10 protein-coding genes are annotated in these 9,339 nt (G+C 71.3%); 3 read left to right on the plus strand and 7 right to left on the minus strand.

Annotated features, from left to right (window positions below):
• Positions 1–10: 10 nt before the first annotated feature.
• The 6 genes from AC067U_RS15205 to AC067U_RS15230 form a co-directional block, all read right to left on the minus strand.
• A complete protein-coding gene (locus AC067U_RS15205; RefSeq protein WP_478830152.1) occupies positions 11–712 on the minus strand; it encodes a hypothetical protein in 702 nt (233 codons plus the stop codon).
• Entirely contained in the window at positions 709–1,224 is a 516-nt protein-coding gene (locus AC067U_RS15210) for a DUF6114 domain-containing protein (protein WP_478830153.1), read from the minus strand. Before AC067U_RS15210 ends, AC067U_RS15205 begins: the two co-directional genes overlap by 4 nt.
• On the minus strand, positions 1,215–1,823 hold the full coding sequence (locus tag AC067U_RS15215) for a DUF6230 family protein (RefSeq protein WP_478830154.1): 609 nt from the start codon (positions 1,821–1,823) through the stop codon (positions 1,215–1,217). Before AC067U_RS15215 ends, AC067U_RS15210 begins: the two co-directional genes overlap by 10 nt.
• 124 nt (positions 1,824–1,947) lie before the next feature.
• Entirely contained in the window at positions 1,948–2,724 is a 777-nt protein-coding gene (locus tag AC067U_RS15220; protein WP_478830155.1) for a MerR family transcriptional regulator, read from the minus strand.
• Between the two features lie 54 nt (positions 2,725–2,778).
• The gene (locus AC067U_RS15225) at positions 2,779–3,999 is read right to left on the minus strand and encodes a methyltransferase (RefSeq protein WP_478830156.1); all 1,221 of its coding nucleotides are present in this window, start codon (positions 3,997–3,999) and stop codon (positions 2,779–2,781) included.
• Between the two features lie 130 nt (positions 4,000–4,129).
• Positions 4,130–4,492, minus strand: a complete 363-nt coding sequence (locus AC067U_RS15230) for a tetratricopeptide repeat protein (protein ID WP_478830157.1) — start codon at positions 4,490–4,492, stop codon at positions 4,130–4,132.
• Between the two features lie 118 nt (positions 4,493–4,610).
• Here AC067U_RS15230 and AC067U_RS15235 point away from each other — a divergent pair, with 118 nt between their 5' ends.
• Complete coding sequence (locus AC067U_RS15235) at positions 4,611–5,576, plus strand: pirin family protein (RefSeq protein WP_478830158.1); 966 nt, start codon at positions 4,611–4,613, stop codon at positions 5,574–5,576.
• Positions 5,577–6,149: 573 nt separating this feature from the next.
• On the opposite strand, the gene AC067U_RS15240 is transcribed toward AC067U_RS15235, so the two are convergent.
• Positions 6,150–6,548: a 2OG-Fe(II) oxygenase gene (locus tag AC067U_RS15240; protein WP_478830159.1), complete on the minus strand. Its 399-nt coding sequence runs from the start codon at positions 6,546–6,548 to the stop codon at positions 6,150–6,152.
• A gap of 651 nt (positions 6,549–7,199) precedes the next feature.
• Here AC067U_RS15240 and AC067U_RS15245 point away from each other — a divergent pair.
• Both AC067U_RS15245 and AC067U_RS15250 read left to right on the plus strand, forming a co-directional pair.
• Positions 7,200–8,558, plus strand: a complete 1,359-nt coding sequence (locus tag AC067U_RS15245) for a lysine N(6)-hydroxylase/L-ornithine N(5)-oxygenase family protein (protein WP_478830160.1) — start codon at positions 7,200–7,202, stop codon at positions 8,556–8,558.
• 66 nt (positions 8,559–8,624) lie between these two features.
• Positions 8,625–9,296: a hypothetical protein gene (locus AC067U_RS15250; protein WP_478830161.1), complete on the plus strand. Its 672-nt coding sequence runs from the start codon at positions 8,625–8,627 to the stop codon at positions 9,294–9,296.
• Positions 9,297–9,339: the final 43 nt, after the last annotated feature.

A 9,339-nucleotide genomic window follows, 5' to 3' on the forward strand; every position in this document is an offset into this window, starting at 1 on the left:
CCGCCCGGGGTCAGGGGGCCACGGTGATCTGCTGCGCCGGGTCGGTGGTGTCGGAGACCAGGTAGACCGCGTTGAAGACGGAGGCGGTCGCACTGGTCGGGCAGCCGAACCCGCCGGTCACCTTGATCGGCACGGAGGCGTTGGTGAAGGTCAGGCTGGGCGGGGCGCCGTTGGTCCAGGTGCCGGCGACCGGGGCCGGGGCGGTGGGCGCGGCGACGACCGTGCAGCTGGCCAGCCCGCTCGTACGGACCACCAGGCCGCCGGTCGGGACGGTCAGGGTGCCGGTGCTGGGGCTCCCGTTCTGCATGGACACCGTCCACGCGCCGCTGGTGGTCACGGTGGGGGTGACGCCCGGCATGCTCGACGTACAGGAGCCGTACGTGGGCGCGGAGATGGGGGAGGAGACGGCGCCGGCGGGGTTGTGGTTGCCGGGCGCGGCGGGGACGGTGCCGGTGGCCGCGGAGACCGTACAGGTCACGGTGACGGAACCGGCCTTGAGGGTGGCCTTGCCGGTGAGCTGGGCCTTGAACGCGTGGCCGGCCGGGGTGACGGTGGTGGAACCCGCCGAGGCTGATGCGGCGGGTAACTCGAGTAACGCCGGGGGTGATGCGGGTGCCGGGGCGGCGGTCGCGGTCGTGGCGTGGGCCGACCCCAGGATCAGGCTGCCGGCGGCGGCCAGACCGAGGGCGAACGCGGCGGGGGTGCGGGTCATGGCTGGGCTCCTTGGGGATCGGGGTGCGCGGGGGCGGCGGTGCCGGCGAGGGGGGAGGGGGCTGAGGGGGCGGAGGGGGTACCGATGGTGTCGGGGGTGTCGCGGGTGTCGGGTGTGCCGGGGGAGGTGAGGGCGGTGGGGGCGGTGGCGGTGGGGGCGGAGCGCGGCTGCCAGCCGAACATCAGGCCGCCGCCGAGGATGCCCAGGAGGGTGCCGATCAGGAAGCCGCCGAGGTTGGACAGCACCAGGGCGGCGGTGGCGATGAGCGTGGTGAGCACCCCGGCGAGTCCGCGGTAGTGCGGGGCGAACCAGGCGGACAGGCCGAGCACGATCATCACGAGGCCCATCAGGACGGACGGGATGCCCGCGACGCCCTGGGCGAGCATCACCTTCAGCGGGGCGAGGGGGAGGGCGCAGATCTCCGCCCCGGCGAGCACGGCGGCGAGCCCGCCCCAGAACGGCCGGCTGCGCCGCCACCGGCGGAAGCGGGCGGCGCCGGCGCTCAGAAGCATTCCTTCTTGCCCTTGCTGACGGTCATGTTGAGCCCGGAGAGCTTGAAGGTGCCGGCGTTGGTGGCCCACGCGGTCTGCCGCAGGTCGGTGATGGTGACGGAGTCGGCCTGCTGGCCGAAGAGGTCCTGCATGCCCTGGGCGTCGGAGGGGCCCTTGTCCAGGGTGGAGGCGTCGCGGCCGATCTCGATGTTGGTGAAGGTCGCGTTGCCGGAGAGCTGGGTGGCGTCGACGAACAGGTTCGAGGCCTCGACCGGGGTCTTCCCGCCGGCGGTCAGGTTGAGGGAGATGTCCCCGATCACCGGGAGCGTGGTGACCACCGACTGGCAGAGGCTGTGGAGCTTCGCCTCCCGGATGGCGGTGACCGCGACCGGGATGAGTTCCCCGCGGGCGTTGACGTCCACGCTGCCGTACTGGGCGAAGCCCTCGCCCGTCAGGCTCTGCGCGGAGACCTTGAACTGCTGGCCCGAGACGGCGAAGGAGGCGGCGAGGGCCCCCTGGGCCAAGGCCACGCCGAGACCGGCGGTGACCGCGACGGCCGGGACGGTCAGGACGGCGAAACGCCGCCATTTCACCCGGCCGTCGCCTAAGTGATGTTCCACGACATGTCCCCCTTGTGATCGTTACTGACCGGTATGGGTTGTGTCGTTGAATGTAAGAGTGCCAATGGTGGTTGGCAAGGTTGTGCGAGCGCTGCCTTTCGGCCAAGTCCTACCGGTGGGTCCACTACTCCGTGCGGCCCGATTCCGTACGGCCGCCGTGCAGCAGTTCCGCCGCTTCCGCGTCCACCCGGCGGGCCATGGCGCGGGAGAACTCCGCGGCCACCACATCGCCCGCCACCGGGCGCAGCGCCGCCACCGCGGCCGTGATGTGCTCCAGTTGGGCGGCCCGCGCGGCCGAAAGTCGCCCGAGCCCCTCCGGCCCGATCACGTGCCGCCGGAACAGGTCCACGAAGCGATCCGCGAGGACCGCCGCCTGGCTCTGTACGAACTCGCCCGCGTCCAGGATCTCGGTCAGCGGCACCCCCTGCCGCACCAGGGTGACCGTCGCCTCCAGCAGCCGCCGGCTGGGGAACGTGACCGCGTCCCCGTCGATCCGTACGTACTCCAGCGCGGCGGCACGCCGGGTGTGCTCGGGCCGGGCCGCCGGGCCGAACAGCTCGCGCAGTTCGGCCCGGCTCATGGTGACAGGTTCCTCGTGTAACCAGCCTCGGGTCATCTCCCGCTCCAGCCCCAGGAGTTGCGCGATCCCGCCGCCCTGTTCCCAGGCCGCCAGCAGCTCGGCGATCCCGTTAACCGTGTAACCACGGCCCAGCAGGTCGTCGATCAGGCGGAGCCGCGCCAGGTGGTCCTCGGAGTACCAGGCGATCCGGCCCTCCCGGCGCGGCGGGGGCAGCAGCCCGCGCTCCTGGTAGTAGCGCAGGTTGCGCACCTTCACACCGGCCGCCCGGGCCGCTTCCTCCCGGCGGTAGCGCACCCCGTCCCCCGCTCCCTCGCTGCTCACGGGGGCGAGCCTAGCCCCGGGACCAGGGGTTACCGGTGAGTGCCGTTCGACGCATCAGCGGCCGGGGCCGGAAGACCGGGCGCCGCCCTGCTTCACGGCCTTGAGCACCACGAACTTCGGGTCGCTCGCGACCAGTTCGCAGTTCCCGAACAGGCGGCGCAGCCGCACGTGGTAGCCGAGGTGCCGGTTGCCGACCACCCACAGCTCACCGCCCGGCCGCAGGGCCCGGCGGGCCTGGGCGAACATCCGCAGCGCGGTCGCGTCGGTGGTCGCCTGGTGGGAGTGGAACGGCGGATTGTTCAGCACCAGGTCCACCGAACCGGCCTGCACCTCGGCGAGCCCGTCGCCGACCCGGAAGGCGGCTTCGCCGGTCCGGTCGCCCCTCCGGCCGCCCCGCTCGTTGGCCCGGTACGTCGCCTCCGCCGAGGCCACGGCCTGGTACGACTCGTCGGTGAACAACACCTCGGCCTCCGGGCGGGCGAGCGCGGCGGCAGTGCCGACGATCCCGTTCCCGCAGCCCAGGTCCACGATCCGGGCCGGGCCCGCCGCCCCCTCGTACCCCGGCAGGTGCGCGAGGAAGAACCGGGTGCCGATGTCCAGCCGGTCGGCGCAGAACACCCCTGCGTGGTTGACCACCGTCAGCCCGGCAGCCGCCCCGGCGTCGGCGTCCGCGGTGTAGGTCAACGGCCACGGATTGGCGGGCCGCTCCTGACCCGCCGCCGGTGAGCAGAAGATCAGCCGTGCCTTCCGCTCGGCCAGCGAGGTCCGGGTCGGCCCGAGGATCCGCTCGAACAGGTTCAGCGTCGAGGTGTGGATCTCCTTGACCATGCCGGTGCCCACGACCACCGAACCGGCGTGCAGCGCGGGCGCCAGCCGGTGCAGCTGGTCCTCCAGCAGCGCGAGGCTCTTGGGCACCCGCACCAGCAGTACGTCGATCCGCTCGGGCGGGGCGTCCCGCGTGGTGAGCAGCCGTACCGCCCCCGCGGCCACGCCGGCCCGCGCCAGGTTGGCCGAGGTCGCCTCCCGGCCGAGGAAGGAGTCGGTGATCTGCGTGATCCGCCCGGCGGCCGGCCCGGCGAGGGTGGTCACCAGCGCCCCCCAGCGGTCCCCGAGCACGACGACCTCGCCGGCGCCGAGCGCAACCGGCCCCCACTCCCCGGTTCCGGTGGTGAGGTGCCGCAGCAGGTACTCGTCGGCGGCGTCCCAGGCGCGCAGCCGGTCGCGGGGGTCCTCGGGGAAGCGGGTGAGCTCGTACGAGCCGAAAGGCGTGGTCAAACGGTTCATCGTGCCCCCAGGCTATCCGAGCCCGGCCCGTGCGCGCGGCTCACCGCCGCTCACCGCGCTGCTCACCGCGGCGCACTCCGGGGCACGCCGCGCTCCCCGTTCCCCCCGGTCACGGCCCGGGTCACTCCTGGGGGAACTCCCCGCTCATCGCCGCCGCGATCCGCAGGTACGCAGCGGCCTCCGCGGCCCGGCCCTGCCGCTCCAGGGTGCGCCCGAGCATCAGCTGCGCGTAGTCCTCGACCGGCCAGCGCTCCAGGATGCCCCGGAGCTCCGCCTCGGCGCGGCCGAGCTGGGCCGAGTGGTAGTAGGCCCGGGCCAGCAGCAGCCGCGGGGCCAGCTGCTCGGGGACCTCGGCGGCCAGCGGATCCAGGACGCGCGCGGCCGTCGCGTACTTCTTCGCCTCGAAGAAGAGCTGCGCCCGCGCCCAGCGCTCGGCCTCCGTCCCGTGGTCGAGGTACCCCGCCGACACGTTCATCGCGGACATCGCCCTCCTCCAACCTCTCGCTCCGGTTTCTTCCCGTTCCGGTCCGATGCCTCCAACACGTGCCGAAACTTGAACATTCCATCTCACGCGATCCCGGTACCGCGGCTACGTTGTGCTCATGAGCAATCTCGACCGTCAGCCCGCTCTCTCGACCTGCGGTGGCCGCGGCTTCGTCGTCGCCGAACCCGTACGCGAACTCCTCAGCCCGCGCCGGGTCACGCTCGGTGAGTCCACCGAGGTCCGCCGGCTGCTGCCCAACCTGGGCCGCCGGATGGTCGGCGCCTGGTGCTTCGTGGACCACTACGGCCCGGACGACATCGCCGACGAGCCCGGAATGCAGGTGCCCCCGCACCCGCACGCCGGCCTCCAGACCGTGAGCTGGCTGCACGAGGGCGAGGTGCTCCACCGCGACAGCGTCGGCAGCCTGCAGACGGTACGGCCGCGCGAGCTCGGTCTGATGACCTCGGGCCACGGCATCAGCCACTCCGAGGAGAGCCCCCGCAAGCACGCCCGCTACCTGCACGGCGCCCAGCTCTGGGTGGCGCTTCCCGACGCCCACCGGCACGTCGAACCGCACTTCCAGCACCACGCCGAGCTCCCGCAGGTCACCGCCCCCGGAGTCACGGCCACGGTCATCCTGGGCACCCTCGACACGGCGACCTCGCCCGGCACCGCGTACACCCCGATCGTCGGCGCCGACCTCGCCCTGGCCGCCGGCACCGAGACCCGCCTCCCCCTGGAACCCGACTTCGAGTACGCGGTCCTCTCCATGTCCGGCGAGGCCCACGTCGACGGCGTCCCGGTGCTCCCCGGCTCGATGCTCTACCTCGGCTGCGGCCGCACCGAACTCCCCCTCCGCGCCACCTCGGACGCCGGCCTGATGCTGCTGGGCGGCGAACCCTTCGAGGAGGAGATCGTGATGTTCTGGAACTGGATCGGACGGTCACACGATGACATCGCGCAGGCCCGAGAAGACTGGATGAACGGGTCGCGATTCGGCGAGGTGAAGGGCTACGACGGCGCTCCGCTTCCCGCTCCCGAGCTCCCCCCGACCCACCTGAAGCCCAGGGGAAGAGTGCGTTGACCTGCTAGTTTGCGTGGACGAGGGCTGGGTGTCGTGCTCACGCCCGGCCTTCCGATTTCGGTCGCGGCGGAGGCCCGCCGGAGGCGAGGCGAGAGCCTTCGGCGCCAACGGTCGAGGCCTGTACGGGCCTCCGCCGGGCGGTCACGGAACGCCGTTGGGCACGTGGGTTCTACGGCTCTGAGGTCCTGGCCCTTTCCGGGAGAGTGCCCTCTTCAAGGAATCGGGTGACCGCGTCCATGCGGTCAGAGAACCCCGCGGGTGTGCGGTCCGCCAAGAGGTCGAGATGGTCCGCGGGCCAGGATTGCGGGTTGCCTTTCATCGCGCTCGTACAGGGCGCTGAGGTACGAGGCGTGGATGGTGCATGTGCGGGCAGCGTTCCCAGCGTCATGAGGGTGTGGGGAAGTGGGGTGGCGGGTGAGGGCGCCGGAAGCCCGACGGGGGTGCCGCCGTCGTGGTCGGGCGTGACGTCGGCGAGTGGCCGGGTGCGCGCGGCTGCACGGGCCATCCACTGGCCGATCCCGGACAATGGCTCCGTCGTGGTCGTAGTGGAGTCCGCGCTGCTGATCCACGTCGTCAGGTGAACCGGTGATCGGCGAACTCTCTGGTGGGGCACGTCGAAGGGACGACTTCGTGGAAGGCGCTCGCCGGGAAGACGACGAGGGTGTCGTGCTCGGGCTCGATCGTGCGGTAGGACTCGGCCGGCGCGGCTTCGCCCTCGCGCAGCAGCGTGTCGTACAGCCTGAGCTGGCCGCCGTCGAAGCCACGGGGCTTGCGGTGGAGGTAGTAGACGGCGGAGAGGGCGGTGCTGACGTCGCGGACCCGTGAGGCGTCGGTGTGGATGCCGTAGTGGCCCCCCTCGCCGTGTGCGGTCAGAACCGTCAAGGACTGTGTGAGCGTGGCCCGATGGGCGAGGACCTCCTGCACGAGCGGCAGGCAGTCGGCGAGGTGTGCGCTGAACACGGAACTGGTCACGGGCAGGACGAGGGATTTGCGGCTTTTGCGGGAAGTCTGTCCTGTGAACGGGTCCGCGACGGTCCCCGCTTTGAAGTCGGCCTCTCGGGATATATCGCGTAGGCCAAGAGGGCGTCGGCGCGCGCCGCGCCGAGGAAGCTCTCGAAGCGGCAGATCGGCACGGGTATCACGTGGCTCGGCGACCACTGGTCGGAGGGAGGCAGGGCCCCGGCGCCCATTTCCGTCGGCGTGTGCGGTCCGGTCGTGTGTCCGCTCATGGGCCGGAACCGTACGCGGAGTGCCGACGTCGTCGAAGGGGCGGTTGAGGGGCGCATGGGGTGCACGTCAGTACGCGTCCCGGCGTTGCCGGCCGCTGGCGGAGTGAGGGGCGGACCGTGCGACCAGGTGCTGATGGGCCCTTTCGAACGGTAGTTTTCAACTCGCGTGCATACAAACAGGTTTCTCGCAATGGGGGCGATCTCGCCCGTCAGTTGGTACGGCCGGGCTCCGTTGCGGGGGTGGCCCGCAGTGTCCCACGCACATGCCCGTGGCTGCCACTTGACACTACCCATGAACTGGGGCGACGGTTAGGTCTGCCTAACCTTAGTGGGTGGACGGTGTGTACATCCCGTGCCGCAGGCAACGACCTTTGGATACAACGGAAGGACCAGCATGTCGGGACGCCGCGAGGACAGCGGTCAGGCAGCCCAGGACCTGGTCGGCATAGGCTTCGGCCCGTCCAATCTCGCTCTGGCCATCGCGGTCGCCGACCAGAACCGGCGAGACGGTCAGCGCGCGTTGCGGGCCCGGTTCATCGAGCAGCAGGAGCGCTTCGGATGGCACCGGGGCATGCTGCTCGAAGGAGCGACCATGCAGGTCTCCTTCCTCAAGGACCTGGTCACCATGCGAGATCCTTCAAGCCGTTTCTCCTTCCTGATGTACCTTCAGGAACGCGGTAGGCTCGCCGACTTCATCAACCAGAAGACCTTCTTCCCCACTCGGCTCGAGTTCCACGACTACTTCGAGTGGTGCGCCGCCGAGTTCACCGACAGCGTCGACTACGGCCACCGCGTCACCCAGGTCCGACCCGTTCGCACCGCCGGCGGGCGTGTCGAGGCCGTGGACGTTCTCTCCGAAGACGCCGTTGGGGGCGCGCAGCAAGAGGTTGTCCGAACCTTCAACATCGCGGTCGGTACCGGCCTCACTCCGCGGCTGCCTGACGGTGTGGAAGCCGGGGGCCACGTGTGGCACACGCGCGATCTGCTCTTCCGAGCTCCGGCGGTCAAGGAGCCCCGGCACCAGCGGTTCGCCGTCGTCGGGGCGGGACAGTCCGCCGCGGAGGCCGTTGACTACCTGCACCGCACCTTCCCCGACGCCGAGGTCAATGCGGTCTTCACCCGGTACGGCTACAGCCCGGCGGACGACAGCCCCTTCGCGAACCGGATCTTCGATCCTTCGGCGGTCGACGACTTCTTCACGGCGCCGGACGAGGTGAAGCGGGACCTCTACGGCTACCACCGCAACACCAACTACTCGGTCGTCGACGGCGACCTCATCGAGCAGCTCTACCGCACCCATTACCAGGAGCGGGTCGCCGGGCGCGAGCGCCTGCGCATCCTCAACACCACTGAACTCGTCGGTATCGACCACCTGGACGACGGCGTCCGTGTGCTCGTCCGCTCGCTGACGACCGGAGAGCAGCAGGTCCTCGACTGCGATGCCGTCGTCATGGCGACCGGCTACCGGCCCGTCGACCCGCGGGGGCTGCTCGGTGAACTCGCCGCGGACTGCCTTACCGACGAGGAAGGCCGGCTCCGCGTCGACCGGGACCACCGAGTCCTCATGGCCGACCACGTCGACGTCGGTGTATACCTCCAGGGTGGTACCGAGCACACGCACGGAATCACCTCTTCCCTGCTGTCGACCCTCGCCGTCCGCTCGGGCGAGATCTGCGACTCCCTGCTGCTCCGCCGCACGGCGCAGGCGCTGAGGGCCGATCGGGGGCGTGAGACCGACCCCGTCCGGGGCTGACGAAGGACAGACGACAGGGGCCGGTGGGGTGCCGACGGCATCCCACCGGCCCCTGGGGTACGCGCGATGACGAGCAATCAGGGGAACGCGGTGTACGAAGCGGAGGAGACCAGTGACGCGGCGGAGGCCGCCGACTCGGCCGCCTGGGTGGTCGCTTGGTTGGGTGCGCGCGAGGAGGTGGAGCGGCGACTGAGCGAGCCGCTGGGCGCCCTGCCCAGCCAGCGCGACGACACCGTGTCCCGGATGGCGGCAGTGCTGCAGGCCACCGCCCACGGCATGGGTCCCGAGGCGGCGGCCGTCTGGGCCGGGATTCCGGGACGCATGCTGCGGAGCTGGGTGGAGAAGGACGCCGCGTTCGCCGCCGCCATGAACGCGGCGACTGCCCTGGCCCGGGCCCACGGGGCCCGACCGCGGGACCAGATCACACCGGCGATGATCCGGGTCGCGCTGACGGCGATCATCCGGGGCGAAGCCTGGCCGGCCGCAGCCGAGCTGGCGGGTATCCCGGTCCGGCGGTTCCGTAAACTCTGGCAGACGTCGGCGGTCATGGCCGCTCTGGTGCACGCCGCGCAGCAGGCCCGCCCCAGCAGCAGGACCAGGCAGTACTTCATTCCCGCGGTGTCCCGTCGGAGGCGTCCCGGTTCCCGCCCGGCAGCGGTGGAACAACCGAGCTACCGGCTCGTACGACGCGACGACCCGATGATCTCTGGACCCTTCCCGGAACCCGGGACGGACTGACCGGCCGATGGCTCCCGGAACGGCGCTGCCGCCCACACCCCAG

This window comes from Streptomyces sp. NPDC043853 (assembly GCF_056436025.1).